This window comes from Amycolatopsis sp. NPDC114504 (genome assembly GCF_055633595.1).
Window position 1 is genome coordinate 1,525,444 of record NZ_JBVKDU010000001.1, and the last position, 13,643, is coordinate 1,539,086.

A 13,643-nucleotide genomic window follows, 5' to 3' on the forward strand; every position below is an offset into this window, starting at 1 on the left:
CCTCAGTTCTGCCGCTTGCCGCTGGTGATGCGGGACATCACCAGCGCGACCAGGATGATCGTGCCGTTGAGCGCCCCGATCCACTGCGCCGGCACGCCGGCGAGCGTGAGCACGTTCTGGATCATGTACAGCAGCAGGATCCCGGTGAAGGCACCGAACACCGTGCCCCGGCCGCCGTTCAGGCTGACGCCGCCGATCACCGCCGCGGCGAACACGGTGAAGATGTAGCCGTTGCCCTGAGCCGCGGCCACCGAAGCCAGCCGGCCCGACAGCAGCAGCCCGCCGAGCGCGGCGAGCACGCTCGCTCCGATGAGGACGATCCACACGATGCGGTCGGTCCGGATCCCGGCGGCTTTCGCCGCGTCTTCGTTGCCGCCGATGGCGTAAAGGCTGCGGCCGAACCGGGTGTACCCGAGCAGGACGACACCGCCGGCGAACAGCAGCACGCAGATCCAGATGGACGCCGGGATCCCGGCCCACAGCGTGGTGCCGAGGTAGAGCATCGAATCGGGCATGCCGAAGAACGTCTGGCCACCGGAGATCCCGGTCAGCAGGCCGCGCAGCACGATCAGCATGCCGAGGGTGACCACGAACCCGCTCAGCCCGAACCGGACGATCAGCAGGGCGTTGAGCACCCCGACGAGCACCCCGACCGCGAGCACCACGGGCACCGCGGTCCACCCGGGCAGCAGCCCGAGGGAATGGCCGCCCTCGATCGTCAGCCAGGCCGCCACCCCGGGGGCCAGGCCGAACGTGGACTCCAGCGACAGGTCCATCTTGCCGACGACCAGGACCAGCGTCTGGGCGAGCACGAGCAACGCGATCTCCGACATGGTCTGCAGGATGTTGATCACGTTGTCGTACTGCAGGAACACCGGATTCACCAGCTGGCCCACCACGGCGATCGCGATGATCCCGGGCACGAGCGCGAGGTCGCGCAGCCGGGCGAAGGCGATCCGCCGCGGCGGTCGCGCGGCGGCGGGTTCGGTCTGCGCCTCGGCACGCAGCGCGGTCGGGCTTTCAGGCATCGAGGTCGACTCCTTCCATGGCGGCCACGACCTCGCGGTCCGGCCAGCCGGCGGGTAGTTCGGCGGTGAGCCGTCCGTGCACCATGACGAGCACGCGGTCGCAGAGGCGCAGGTCGTCCAGCTCGTCCGAGGCGATCAGCACCGCCGTGCCCTCGGCCGCGGCTTCGGCCACCTTGCCGAGCAGGAACTCCTTCGACCGCACGTCCACCCCGGCGGTGGGGGCGATCAGCACGAGCACGCGGGGATCCCCGGCGAGCGCGCGGGCCAGGACGACCTTCTGCTGGTTGCCGCCGGAAAGCGCCGACACCGCGAGGTTCGGGCCCGGGGTCTTCACCGCCAGCCGGGTGATCATCGTCCCGGCCAGCCGGTCGCGGAGGGCGGACCGGACGAAGATGCCCGGGCCGAGCCGGTCCATGACGGACAGGGTGGTGTTGTCCGCGACCGACATCTCCGGCACGAGTCCCTGGCGGTGCCGGTCTTCCGGGACGAAGCCGATCCCGGCGGCGAGTGCCGCCGGGACGTCGCCGGGACGAGGGCGGTGGTCCCCGACGAGGATGGTGCCCGAACCGGCCTCCCGCAGCCCGGTCAGCGTCTCGGCGACCTCGGTCTTGCCGCTGCCACCGGCCCCGGCCAGGCCGACGATCTCCCCCGGCGCGACGTCGAAGGAAACGCCTTCGTAGCCGGGGACCAGGGTCAGGTCGCGGACCTGGAGCATCGCGGGCGCCCCCGGCCGGATCGTGGACGGGCGTTCGGCCGACAGGGTGGCGTCTTCCCCGGTCATCGCGGCGACGAGGTCGGGCTTCGGCAGCTCGGCGACCGGCGCGGTCAGGACGTGCCGGGCGTCGCGGAAGACCGTGACGGTGTCGCAGATCTCGTAGACCTCCTGCAGGTGGTGGCTGATGAACAGGAACGTCACGCCCTGGCGCTGCAGGTCGGCGATGTGGCCGAACAGCCGGGTGATGGCGCCCCCGTCCAGCTGCGCGGTCGGTTCGTCGAGGATGACGAACCGGGCCCCGAAGGACAGCGCTCGCGCGATCTCGACGAACTGCCGCTGCTCGACGCCGAGCTCCCCCGCGGGCCGCAGGACGTCGACGTCCACCGACCAGCGTTCGAGCAGCCGGGTGGCCGCGCGGCGCACCGCGGACCAGCGGACGAAGCCGCGCCGGGTCTCCTGCCGGTTGAGGAACAGGTTCTCCGCCACCGACAGCTCGGGGATGATCGTCGACTTCTGGTACACGCAGGCGACCAGCGACCGCCACCTGTCCCGATCGGACAGTCCCGGTACCGGCTCGCCGTTGACCAGCAGGGAACCGGAGTCCGGCTCGGCCAGGCCGGTGAGGATGGACACGAGCGTCGACTTCCCCGCGCCGTTGCGGCCGACGAGGGCGTGCGTCTGTCCCGGTAGGACGGTGAGGTCGGCGTGGTCCAACGCGACCGTGGCGCCGTAGCGCTTCACCACCTGCCGCGCTTCGACGACCGGTACCGTACTCATGTCCACCTCCTCCGCGACGCGAGCGGTCAGCTCTTGCTGTTGCCCCACAGGGACGGGTCGTCGACCTTGACGCTGGCGACCGGCCCGAAGGTCGCGCCGTCCGCGGTGACCAGCGGCGCGGCCAGCTGGTCCTCCATCAGGCCGTCGCGGACGGCCACGACGGTGCTGTCGTGGTCGGTCTTGCCCGGTACCGGCTTCTTGCCCGCGATCGCGTCCTTGAGGTACTGCAGCGCGTACTTGGCGAACAGGTCCGCGGGCTGGGAGACGGTCGCGTCCATCTCCCCCGCCCGGATCTTCGCGAGCTCCTCGGGGATGCCGTCGTTGGACACGATGAACACGTGCTTCGGGTCGGCCGCCGGGACGAGCAGGCCCCGCTGCTTCAGCAGCTGCAGCGTCCCGGAAAGGGCGAAGCTCGACTGCATGTAGACGCCCTTGATGTCCGGGTTCGCCGTCAGCCGGGTCTGGAGTTTCTGCGCCGCGGTGCCCGCGTCCCAGTTGGTGGCTTCGCCGAACACCGTGATGCCGGGGAAGTTCTGCTTCATGCAGTCGTTGAACGCCTCGGTGCGGTCGCGCCCGTTGATCGAGGCGAGGTCGCCCTGCAGCATCACGACCTTCCCCTGGCCGCCGAGCTTCGTGCCGAGGAACCGGCAGGCCTTTTCGCCGTAGGCGCGGTTGTCCGCCCGCACGACCATGTAGACCTCGCCCTGGTCGGGCCGGGTGTCGACGGACACGACCGGGATCTTCTTCCCGGCCAGCTGCTGCAGCGTCGGGATGATCGCCGCGGTGTCCTGCGGCGCCATGACGACGCCCTTCACGCCCTGGCTGATCATCGTCTGCACGTTGGCCGTCAGCGTGGCGACGTCGTTCTGCGAGTTCGTGGTCTTGAGGTCGAACCCGTCCTCGCCGGCGAACCGGGGCACGTACTTGATGTAGGCGTTCCAGAAGTCGGTGTCGGAGCGGGGGTAGTCGACGCCGACGACGGTGCTGCCGGACGCGGCGGTGCCACCGCCGCCGCTGCTGCAGCCGGCGAGCACGCCGGCCGCGACGACCGCGGCCGAGCACAGGTAACGGATTTTCATGGCCTCTCCTCGTTGACAGGCTGCGGGGTGGTGGGCGGGCCGGTGGTCACGCGACCACCACGGTGTTTTCGTGCCAGGCCGGACCATCGGGGTACCGGTAGCGCGCCAGGGACTCGGTGTGCAGGCGGGCGCCGAGGCCGGGCCGGACCGGCGCCCGGTACCTCCCCCGCTCGACCCGCACCGGGTCGACGAAGTGCTCGTGCAGGTGGTCGACGTATTCGATGACCCGGTCCTGGTGGGTCCCGCTCACCGCGACGAAGTCGAACATCGCCAGGTGCTGCACCATCTCGCAGAGCCCGACCCCGCCGGCGTGCGGGCACACCGGCACGCCGAACTTCGCCGCCAGCAACAGGATCGCGATGTTCTCGGTGACCCCGGCGACCCGGCTCGCGTCGAGCTGGAGGATGTCGATCGCCTCCGCCTGCAGCAGCTGCTTGAACATCACCGCGTTGTGGGTGTGCTCCCCGGTGGCCACCTTGATCGGCGCCACCGCCCGCCGGATCGCGGCGTGGCCGAGCACGTCGTCGGGCGAGGTCGGTTCCTCGATCCAGTACGGGTCGAACTCCGCCAGCGGCCGCAGCCAAGCGATGGCCTGGGCGACTCCCCAGGCCTGGTTGGCGTCGATGGCGATCCGCACGTCCGGCCCGACGACCTCGCGCGCCAGCCGCAGGCGCCGGACGTCCTCGTCGAGATCGGCCCCGACCTTGAGCTTGATCTGGGTGAACCCGTCCCGGACCGCCTTCGACGCGAGCGTCGCCAGCTTCTCCGGCGAGTAGCCGAGCCAGCCGGGAGTCGTGGTGTAGGCGGGGAAGCCGGCCGCGAGCAGCTCGGCCTGGCGCGCGGCCCGGCCCGGCTCGGCGCGGCGGAGGATGTCCAGCGCGTCGCCGGGGGTAAGCGCTTCCTTGAGGTACCGGAAGTCGACCAGGTCGACGAGGTCCGCCGGGGACATCTCCGCGAGCACCCGCCAGACCGGCTTGCCTTCGCGGCGCGCGCGCAGGTCCCACGCGGCGTTGACGATCGCCGCCGCGGCCATGTGGATCGCGCCCTTGTCGGGACCCAGCCACCGGAGCTGGCTGTCACCGGTCAGCCGGCGGGAGAAGCCTCCGAGGTCGGCCAGCGCGTCGTCCACCGGCATGCCCACGACCAGGGGCACCAGGGCCCGGACGGCGGCGACCTGCACGTCGTTGCCGCGGCCGACGGTGAACGCGAGGCCGTAGCCCTCCTCGCCCGCGCTGGTCCGGATCGTGACGTACGCGGCGGAATAGTCGGGTTCCGGGTTCATCGCGTCCGACCCGTCCAGGCTCAGCGAAGTCGGGAAACGCACGTCCACGGCTTCGATCGCGCTGATCACCTCGGGCACCGGCGTCACCTCTCACTCATCGACGAGTCAGACAACATACGTATGGCTACGCTCCGATCGAGTAAATGTCCAGAACTCCGATAGTTTTGCGATAGTTTCGCGAAAGTTTGTTCTAGACATCATACGTCTGCTACGGTCATCGACGCTGGACCGTGAGAGACCCGTGGTAGCCGGAGCACAGCCGCTGAGACGATTGCGGGGTCACGATGACTGCTGGAACGAATGCCACTTCCCGGAGAGCAGCACTGAAGTACCTGGGTGCGGGCGGGGCGACGGTGGCCGCGAGCGCGGTGCTGTCGGCGTGCACCGGCGTCCAGGAAGCCCAGAACGGGGGCAAGTCGGGCCCGTTCCCGAGCACGCCGGGGTGGCGGTTCGTGTTCGTCAACCACGTCACCACGAACTCGTTCTTCGTCCCGACCCGGACCGGGCTCGCCGACGCCGCCGCGCTGCTCGGCGTGCCCGAACCCCAGTGGACCGGTTCGGAGAACGGCAACGTCGCCCAGATGGCGAGCGCCATGGAGACCGCGATCACCGGCAAGGCCGACGGGATCGCCGTCGCGCTGACCGACGACAACGCGTTCGTCGACCTCACCAAGCGGGCGCTGAGCGCCGGCATCCCGGTGCTCGCCTACAACGCGAGCGCGGCCGGCAACTACCCGCTCACCTACGTCGGCCAGGACCTGTACCTGTCCGGATTCCGGATGGGACAGCGCATCGCGCAGAAGGTCACCTCCGGCGACATCCTGGTCGGCATCTCGCAACCCGGCGGCAACAACGTCCAGCCGCGGCTCGACGGCATCACCGACGCGCTCAAGCAGGCCGCGCCGGGTGTGCGCGTCCAGTCGGTGAACACCGGGGCCGAGCAGGCGGGCGAACTCAACGCGATGACCGCCGCCTACACCGGAAACAGTGCGGTGAAAGGGATCTACGCGGTCGACGCCGGCAGCACCGCCGCGTGCGCGAAGCTGGTCGCCGACCGCAAGCTGTCCGGCAAGCTCGGCAGCGGCGGGTTCGACCTGCTCGACGACACGGTAACCGGGGTGAAGGACGGCGCGCTCGACTTCACCATCGACCAGTCCCCCTACCTGCAAGGTTTCCTGTCGGTGCTCTACCTCTACCTGTTCCGGCTGTCCGGCACGCTGGTCGCGCCACCGGTCACCGACACCGGTCTCACGTTCGTCACCAAGGAGAACGTCGGCCCCTACGCGACGGCCAAGAGCAGGTTCGAGGGCGGCGACAACAAGGACGTGCTCGCGATGCCGGCTTCGATCCCGTTGCCGCCCGCGTCGGTGCTGAGCCGGTAGGCGCCGGCGATGTCGTCGAAGCCCGTGCTGCTCGGCGTGATGCAGGTCAAGGAGCTGAGCATCCTGCTGGTCACGATCGCCGCGGGGATCTACTTCACGGTGACGAGCGGAGCGTTCAACTCCCTGGACAACTACCAGACGATCGCGCAGTACGTCGCGCCGTGGTCGATCATCGCCGCGGGCCAGGTGATGCTGCTGATCTGCGGCGAGATCGACCTGTCCGCCGGGTTCGTGTTCACCCTGGCGCCGTTCATGATGATGCAGTTCTTCGTCAACGGCTGGCCGCTGTGGCTCGCGCTGCTCGGCGCGGTCGTGGTGAGCACGCTGGTCGGCTTGGCGAACGGCCTGATCCGGACCGTGCTGGGGATCCCGTCGTTCATCACCACGCTGGGCATGGCGTTCCTGTTGCAGGGCCTGGTGTTGATCATCTCGAACGCCCGCCCGGTCGGCACGCCGAAGAACAGCGGCGTGCTCGAGGTGTTCGGCGGCGCGCGCTGGACCGAGTTCCTGTGGGCCCTCGGCGCGGTCGTCGTCATGCAGGTGGTGCTCTCGGCGACCCGCTTCGGCATCCACACGCAGGCCACCGGCGGCAACCCGGTCGGCGCCGCGGAGTCCGGCATCCCGGTCAACCGGGTGAAGGTGGTCAACTTCGCGATCACCAGCACCCTGGCCGGCCTCGCCGGGATCCTGCAAGGAACTCGCGTCGGCTCCTACGACCCGACCAACGGCGGGTTCACCACGATGTTCTTCGCGGTGGCGTCGGCCGTGATCGGCGGCACGGCGCTGCTCGGCGGGTCCGGCACGGTGGTCGGCGCGTTCCTCGGCGCGCTGCTGCTGGGCATCGTGTTCGACGGTTTCAACCTGACCGGCGTCAGCGCGAACGCGTTCAACGTGGTGCTCGGCGCCGCCATCCTGGGCGCGATGGTGCTCAACGTGACGCTGATCGTGGTGCGCAAGCGCGTCGGATCCCGGGAGCGGACATGACCGGCGAACCCGTGACCGAGCCGGCCGGGGAGATCATCCGGGTCGAGGGCATCAGCAAGAAGTTCGGGCCCGTCACCGCGCTCGCCGACATCAACCTGCATGTGCGGCGGGGAGAGATCCTCGGGCTCATCGGGGACAACGGCGCCGGCAAGTCGACGCTGATCAAGATCCTCACCGGCTACCACCAGCCGGACGGGGGAAGCATCGCGTTCGAGGGCGAGCCGACCACGCTGAAGTCCGTGGTGCACGCGCGGTCGCTGGGCATCGAGACGGTGTTCCAGGACCTGGCGATGATCAACGACCTGCCGGTGTACCTGAACCTGCACCTCAACCGCGAGCTCACGCACCGCGGGCTGCCGTTCCTGCGGCGCGCCGAGATGAAGCGCCGCGCCCGCGAGGCACTGGACTCGATCGGCATCGACATCCCTTCGGTGACCGCCGAGGTCGGCATGCTGTCCGGCGGTCAGCGGCAGGCGATCGCGGTGGCCCGTTCGGTGTACTCGAAAGCGAAGCTGCTGCTGCTCGACGAGCCGCTCGCCGCGATGGGCGCCAAGGAGAGCGCGGTGATCCTGCGCCTGCTGCGCGAGCTGAAGCAGCGCGGGGACATCGCGATCATCCTCATCGCCCACAACTACGGGCAGGTGACGGACGTGTGCGATCGCGTGAACCTGTTGCAGCACGGCGAGATCACCTTCGACCGCCGGTCGGAGGACACCTCGGTGGCCGAGCTCTTCGAGCTGGTGAACGCGGAATACCTTCTCAACGGCGGGAACTAGGCCGGCTTCACGGTCGCCTGGCGGGTCATACCGGGACGATGACCCGCCGTCGTCCTCTCTTCGTGGCCGGTTCAGTCGCCGGCGCGGAGTTCGGTTGAGCCGCTGCGCTTCGTGCAGCTGGTCTTCGAGGGAACAGGCGCGTCGATGGCGGTGCCCTCGTCGACCAGCTCCCGCGCCCGAGCGGCCAAGCGCAGCTGCCGCCGGGAATAGCGGCGATGCCCGCCGGTGGAGCGTTGCGGCGTGATCAGCCCGGCTTCGCCGAGACTGCGCAGGAAACCCTGCGTCGTGCCGAGCATTTCCGCGGCCCGGCCCATGGTGTAGGCGGGATAGTCCTCGTCGTCGAACTTGTCGGCCCGGCTCGGTGTGTCCGGCCCTTCCTGGTCAGGGATCAAATCCACCTCCACATCACGAAGGACCCCGGATGCCGCGAACGGCACCCGGGGTCCTCAAGGGTTGGGTTTCACCATTGTCAACCGGCGTCGCCGCCGGCTTCCTGCACCCGCGTCCGGCCGAAAGCCGGACTGAGCGGGGATCGCTGACTCGTGACCGAGCACCACCTCCGAACTCGATGGAACTACGGCACCCGCGCGGCACTACCCGGCCGCCGCGGGCGATCCAATGATGGCTCCGTTCCCTTCTCTCCTGGTTGTTCCACTTACTCGGTACAGGACACGCCCCAGCCGCACGCCGCGTCCCTCGACCGGCGTGCGTTCCGTCCGGGCGGTTCGCAGGCGCTCAGGTCCGGCGTTTCGGAGCCGCCGACGCCTCGATCCACCCGGTCAGGAACCGCAGTTCGTCGGGTCGCCTCCGGGCTGCCGGGTGGGTACCCGCAGAGCGGTGCCGGGCCTGACCTGGCGTACGTCACGGCTGCCGATGCCCACCCGGACCGGAAGTGGCGGGCCGGCGCGCAGGAGCAGGCTCGTCGTCTGGCGGCCGACCGACAGGTCGAACGTGCGGCCCTGCCACTTGACCCCGGTGACGTCGACGCCCGGCAGCTGCGGTGGCAGGAAGGGGTCGATGGTGACCGCGTCGGTTCCCCAGCGCAGGCCGGTGAACCCGTACAGGAACTCCTGCAGGTAGCCGCCCTGGCCGGTGGTGAAGTCGAACGCTCCCCCGGTGCGGGTCTCGTACCACTGGTCGAACGGCGCGGCCAGGTACGGGCCCGCGCTCTTGACCAGAGAGCTGTAGACGGCACACCCGGGCGATCCGAGGGCAGCGCCGGCGATGGTCGCGATCGCGTCCGTCATGGACGGACCGTTCGGGTCGGTGCGCGCCCCGTAGTAGTCGAGGTCGTTCTGGGCGAGTCCGGGCGGCATCGGCACCGCCCACGGGTACTGCAGCAGCGTGACGTCGGCCTGCTTGACGGTCTGCCCGGCGTACCCGTCGAACTCGGGATGGATGTTCGCGCCCGCGTCCACCGGGATCTTCAGGCCGTCGGCGACCTTGCCCCACGCCGGGGCGGCGGGCCGGCCCACGATCCCCGCGGCACGGATGGCGATGCGCAGCGAAGCCTGCGCCCCGGCGTTGGTGCTCGCACTGTTGTCGACGTTGTCGTGGTACTCGTCGGCGCCCTTGACGTCCTTGATGGCGTACGCGCCGTCCGCGCCGGGTACGGCGCGGGTGGCCCAGTAGTCGGCGATGCCCCGCAGCACGGGCCACGCCTTGTCCCGCAGCCACGCCTTGTCGCCGCTCGCCTCGTAGTACTGCCACTGCGCCAGCGCGATGTCGGAGTCGATGTGGATTTCCTGCTTGCCGTCCGGGGACCAGTCCGGAGTCGTCTCCTTGCCGGTCAACGCGCTCTGCCACGGGAACTTCGCGCCCTTGATCGGATGGTCCGGAGTGGACAGGGCCGCGGCCGCGGCCTGAGCCGCCGGCAGGCGCTGCTGCCGGTAGGTGTTCGCGTCGGCGGCGATGTCGGGGTACTGGGCGAGCAGCGCCGGGTACATCCACGTCTCCATGTCCCAGAACACGTGCCCGCTGTACCCGTCCGAGGACAACCCGCCCGGACTGGCACTCCAGGCGACCCCGGCGCGCACACTCGCGAGCAGGTAGAACATCGACGCGTGGATCTGCGCGGTCATGGTGGTGTCACCGGGGACCGAGATGCTCGACCGCCACAGCCGCGACCAGGCGTCGTCGTTGCGGGCCAGCGCGCGCCGGTAGCCGTCCGCGGCGGCACGAGCCGCGGTCTTCGCCGCCGCCTGCCGCGGGGCGTCGGCCGCCAGTGGCCGGTCGGTGTCGACGCTGGAGGCGACACCCACGTACTTGGTGACGGTCACCGGCACTCCGGCGCGGACCCGGAAGTCCGCGCGCTGGCCGGCGCCGCCGTCGCCCGGGGCGGCGATCGCCCGGGTCGGCACCGCCTTCTCGTCGACGCGCAGGACGGAGCTCATCGCGGCGGTGACCAGGTTCCCGTCGCTCACGACGGTCTGCGACAGCGTCGCGGTCCTGCCGTCCACCTTCGGGTCTTTCGTCGAGGCGTGGTCCAGGCCGCGGCCGTCGAACTCGTCGACCACGGTGGCCGTACCGCTCCAGTGCGGGACGGCCCGCACGCTGACCGTGCCCAGGTGGCCGTCCGCGCGGTTGGCGTTGACCTCGTAGGCGAAGCTGGTCGTGTCGCCCGCGGGCGAGGTCCAGTCGAACGAAGTGGTCAGCACTCCGGTGCGCAGGTCGATCGACTGCCGGTAGCCGGTGGTGGTGCCGACCGTGGCGGCGGCGACCTGGGTCGGTGGCTGCGCGCCGTCCGGGTACAGCGCGAGGTAGTCGACGTTCACCCGCGCGGTGTCTCCGGCGGCGACGGTGACCTCGAGCGTGTTCGCACCCGCCTTCAGCGTCACCGGCACGGTCACGACCGCCCAGTCGTCCCACCCGGCCAGGCTCGGCACGGACACCTGCCGCGACCCGCCGTTCACGCCGATGTGGAGGGTCTGCGGGCCGCCGCTGCCGTTGCCGTAGCGCACGGCCAGCGTCGCCGGACCGGCCGGCGCGTCCCGGATCGGGAGGACGTCGGTGCCGCCGACCGTCGGGGTGTCGTTGGTGTTCAACCCGGCCAGGTAGGAGCCGGCGGTGGAGCCGGGGTGCGAGCTCTCGACGAACGCGCCCCCGGAGATCTTGCCGTACGCGGCGGGGCACAGCTGCCCGAACCCGCAGGACCACTCCCCCTGTCCGTAGACGTCGGCGCCGCGGCCGAACCCGAGGGTGGTCCAGGTCGGCAGGCCGGCCCGCTCCTCCTGCCCGGCCGAGGGAGCGCCGTAGAAGCCGGCGAGCTGGGACTGCGTGACGATCGGCTTGCTGCTGTACCCCTGCCCCGCCGCCGGTACGCGTGCGGCGAGGTAGCCGTTGCCGACGAACGTCGGCGAGTAGTTCGCCGACGGGTCGCTCGTGCTCAGCACCCATCCGTCGCCGGACCGGCCGGGCGCGGGTGTGGCCGCGGCCGGCACCGTCACCATGACCGCCAGGAGGCAGCCGACGACCACAGCCGATGCCGCGCGACTCCGGCCCGGCCTCGCGGCACCGGTCTCGCCGTGCTTCTTCATCGAAACGGCACCTCCACGCGGCCCAACCAATATGTTGTGGGTGACAACATATAGGGCGACCCGGACCGGGTAAAGACAATCGCCACCGCCGCGTGGGCTAATGCCCCGCCGGGGAGATGCCCGCCTCGCGCATCACCTCCTGCGCGGCGGACGGCCAGTTCGCGTCGGTGACCTTGACGTTGCCGTCGAGGACGTTGTTGTGCGGCGCACCGGTCGCGACCTGCGTGACGCCCGTGTTGTACCAGTTGCCGGTGAAGGTGTTGTCGTTGGTGTTGTTGGTACCGCTCGCGTTCGTGAACGCCCAGACCCCGGCGTCCTGGATGACGTTGCTCGACAGGCTCACGTACCGCGAACCTTCGTCCAGGTACAGGCCCACGGTGTTGTGGTTGTCGTAGACGTAGTTCCGGTCGATGACCGCACCCGGGTCGGCCGACAGGTTGTAGATGCTGCCGCCGTCGTGGAAGACCTTCTTCGTCCCGTGCACGAGGTTGTAGCGGACCACGGTGTCCTTCAGCGTCGTCGGCGTGGTGTAGACGGGCTGGTAGGCGTACAGGCCGCGGTTGCGGTAGTCCTGGCTGCCACCGGGGTCGTTGGCGCCCCAGCCCCAGCCGACGTCGATGCCGTCGTAGGCCAGGTCGGACACCTCGTTGTGCTCGATCACGGCGTGGGTGACGTAGGTGCTCAGGATGCCGGCCATGTCCTTGTAGTCCCGCGCCACGTTCGTGACCAGGTTGTCGGTGATGGTGACGTTCTCGTTCGTCATCGCGGGGTTGCCCGGGTGGTGCGCGTCGGGCTGCACGCCGCCGACCACGACGGCGGAACCGGCGTCGTCGGTGAAGGTGTTGCGCCGCACCGTGATGCCGGACGCGCCGAGGCCGACGCCGCTCGCGTGCGCGTTGGCGTCGTTGCCGATGCCGAGGGCGACCTGGCCGAGGTGGGCGAACGTGTTGCCCTCGAACGAAATGCCGTCCGCCGCCGAGACCTGGACGGCGGCGGGAACCTGGTGCCAGCTGTTGCGCGCCGCCTCGAACAGGGGGCAGCCGATCTGGCAGGAGGTCAGGAAGTCGGCGGGCTGCGGGAAGGCGGACGCGATGAACGCGCCGCTCTGCTGGTCGGCGTAGCCGATCGACGTGCCGGGTTGCAGCCAGGTGGTGTGCTCGAAGCCGAGCCCGTGGAAGGCGAGGTTGCGGACCGGACGGTCGTAGGTCCCGCTCACCTGGACCAGCGACGTCAGGCGCGGCAGCTCGACGTCCTTGCCGGCCGGGGACTGTCCCGGCGCGGCCTTGTAGAACAGCTTCCCGGCCGCCGGGTCGAGGTACCACTGCCCGGTCTGCAGGAACGAGTACGAGTTCTCCAGCAGCAGCGTCCCGCCCGCGAAGGGGCGAGCGAGGGTGTCGTAGCCCCAGTTGTTGTTGTTCCACGCCGGTTGCTGCATGGTGATCGTCGTGCCCGCGATGCTCCGCACCGGCGCGTACCGGTCGGTGAAGGAGTTCTGGCTCTCCACCTCGATCCGGTTCTGGGCGGGCAGGGTGGCCAGGTAGCTCAACGCCGGGTTGACGATGGTCAGGCCGGTGGCGGTGACCTGGACGTCGGTCCGCGCGATGGTGATCGCCGCCCGGGGAGCCGAAGCGCCGTCGACGTAGAGCTGCCGCGAATCGGCGCCCTTCGGCACGTCGGCGACGAAGATGTTCGCCGCCGGATCCCGCAGCTTCCACCCGGTCACGGCTTGGCCGCCGGACAGCACCGGCTTCTGGCCGGGGCGGGCCTGCCAGGTGATGGTGTGGCCGCCCCGGCCGGAGTCCTCGCCGGTGAACTTCAGCGGGGCGTTCAGCCGGTACGTGCCGCCCGCGAGTTCGACGTGGACGTCCGCGAGCGCGGACAGCGTGCGGGCGAGCTTTTGGGCGTGCTGCAGGGTATCGCCGCCGTGGGGCGCCACGACGATCGTGAACGCGGGGAGCCCGGCCGCCTGGGCCGGGACGGCGGTCAGTGCCGCGGCGCCGGCGGTGACGGCCAGCGCGGCCAGCACTTTCTTGACGGGGTGACGCATGATCGTCCTCCTTGAGGATCGTGCGAGGGAACGGGGA

The 13,643-nt window shown here is 70.2% G+C and carries 9 protein-coding genes and 1 pseudogene; 3 read left to right on the forward strand and 7 right to left on the reverse strand.

Annotation, left to right across the window (positions count from 1 at the left end):
- Positions 1 to 2 precede the first annotated feature (2 nt).
- From ACZ7PG_RS07090 to ACZ7PG_RS07105, 4 genes are read right to left on the reverse strand one after another with little or no spacing between them, the layout of a single operon-like run.
- Positions 3 to 1,028, reverse strand: a complete 1,026-nt coding sequence (locus tag ACZ7PG_RS07090) for an ABC transporter permease (RefSeq protein WP_470238190.1) — start codon at positions 1,026 to 1,028, stop codon at positions 3 to 5.
- Positions 1,021 to 2,520, reverse strand: a complete 1,500-nt coding sequence (locus ACZ7PG_RS07095) for a sugar ABC transporter ATP-binding protein (RefSeq protein WP_470238191.1) — start codon at positions 2,518 to 2,520, stop codon at positions 1,021 to 1,023. Before ACZ7PG_RS07095 ends, ACZ7PG_RS07090 begins: the two co-directional genes overlap by 8 nt.
- A 26-nt stretch (positions 2,521 to 2,546) precedes the next feature.
- Entirely contained in the window at positions 2,547 to 3,599 is a 1,053-nt protein-coding gene (locus ACZ7PG_RS07100) for a sugar ABC transporter substrate-binding protein (protein ID WP_470238192.1), read from the reverse strand.
- Positions 3,600 to 3,645: 46 nt separating this feature from the next.
- Positions 3,646 to 4,968: an enolase C-terminal domain-like protein gene (locus ACZ7PG_RS07105; protein ID WP_470238193.1), complete on the reverse strand. Its 1,323-nt coding sequence runs from the start codon at positions 4,966 to 4,968 to the stop codon at positions 3,646 to 3,648.
- A gap of 197 nt (positions 4,969 to 5,165) precedes the next feature.
- Here ACZ7PG_RS07105 and ACZ7PG_RS07110 point away from each other — a divergent pair, with 197 nt between their 5' ends.
- From ACZ7PG_RS07110 to ACZ7PG_RS07120, 3 genes are read left to right on the forward strand one after another with little or no spacing between them, the layout of a single operon-like run.
- Positions 5,166 to 6,263, forward strand: coding sequence for a substrate-binding domain-containing protein (locus tag ACZ7PG_RS07110; RefSeq protein ID WP_470238194.1), 1,098 nt, complete (start codon positions 5,166 to 5,168; stop codon positions 6,261 to 6,263).
- A 9-nt stretch (positions 6,264 to 6,272) separates the two neighbouring features.
- On the forward strand, positions 6,273 to 7,247 hold the full coding sequence (locus tag ACZ7PG_RS07115; protein WP_470238195.1) for an ABC transporter permease: 975 nt from the start codon (positions 6,273 to 6,275) through the stop codon (positions 7,245 to 7,247).
- Complete coding sequence (locus tag ACZ7PG_RS07120; protein WP_470238196.1) at positions 7,244 to 8,023, forward strand: ATP-binding cassette domain-containing protein; 780 nt, start codon at positions 7,244 to 7,246, stop codon at positions 8,021 to 8,023. Before ACZ7PG_RS07115 ends, ACZ7PG_RS07120 begins: the two co-directional genes overlap by 4 nt.
- A gap of 93 nt (positions 8,024 to 8,116) precedes the next feature.
- Here ACZ7PG_RS07120 and ACZ7PG_RS07125 read toward each other — a convergent pair.
- The 3 genes and pseudogenes from ACZ7PG_RS07125 to ACZ7PG_RS07135 all read right to left on the reverse strand — a co-directional run.
- Positions 8,117 to 8,415, reverse strand: a pseudogene (locus ACZ7PG_RS07125) (helix-turn-helix domain-containing protein); the annotation flags it as partial.
- A gap of 387 nt (positions 8,416 to 8,802) precedes the next feature.
- Positions 8,803 to 11,559 carry a glycosyl hydrolase family 65 domain-containing protein gene (locus ACZ7PG_RS07130; RefSeq protein ID WP_470238197.1) on the reverse strand — a complete coding sequence of 919 codons (2,757 nt, stop codon included), beginning with the start codon at positions 11,557 to 11,559 and terminating at the stop codon, positions 8,803 to 8,805.
- 97 nt (positions 11,560 to 11,656) lie between these two features.
- Positions 11,657 to 13,606 (reverse strand): right-handed parallel beta-helix repeat-containing protein, encoded by a 1,950-nt coding sequence (locus ACZ7PG_RS07135; RefSeq protein ID WP_470238198.1) that lies wholly within the window; start codon positions 13,604 to 13,606, stop codon positions 11,657 to 11,659.
- Positions 13,607 to 13,643 lie beyond the last annotated feature (37 nt).

Excerpts from the sequence above, each read along its gene's own strand:
- ACZ7PG_RS07120 (WP_470238196.1), top strand. The coding sequence starts at position 7,244 with ATGACCGGCGAACCCGTGACCGAGCCGGCCGGGGAGATCATCCGGGTC.
- ACZ7PG_RS07130 (WP_470238197.1), bottom strand. The coding sequence starts at position 11,559 with ATGAAGAAGCACGGCGAGACCGGTGCCGCGAGGCCGGGCCGGAGTCGC.
- ACZ7PG_RS07110 (WP_470238194.1), top strand. The coding sequence starts at position 5,166 with ATGACTGCTGGAACGAATGCCACTTCCCGGAGAGCAGCACTGAAGTAC.
- ACZ7PG_RS07100 (WP_470238192.1), bottom strand. The coding sequence starts at position 3,599 with ATGAAAATCCGTTACCTGTGCTCGGCCGCGGTCGTCGCGGCCGGCGTG.
- ACZ7PG_RS07090 (WP_470238190.1), bottom strand. The coding sequence starts at position 1,028 with ATGCCTGAAAGCCCGACCGCGCTGCGTGCCGAGGCGCAGACCGAACCC.
- ACZ7PG_RS07115 (WP_470238195.1), top strand. The coding sequence starts at position 6,273 with ATGTCGTCGAAGCCCGTGCTGCTCGGCGTGATGCAGGTCAAGGAGCTG.
- ACZ7PG_RS07095 (WP_470238191.1), bottom strand. The coding sequence starts at position 2,520 with ATGAGTACGGTACCGGTCGTCGAAGCGCGGCAGGTGGTGAAGCGCTAC.
- ACZ7PG_RS07135 (WP_470238198.1), bottom strand. The coding sequence starts at position 13,606 with ATGCGTCACCCCGTCAAGAAAGTGCTGGCCGCGCTGGCCGTCACCGCC.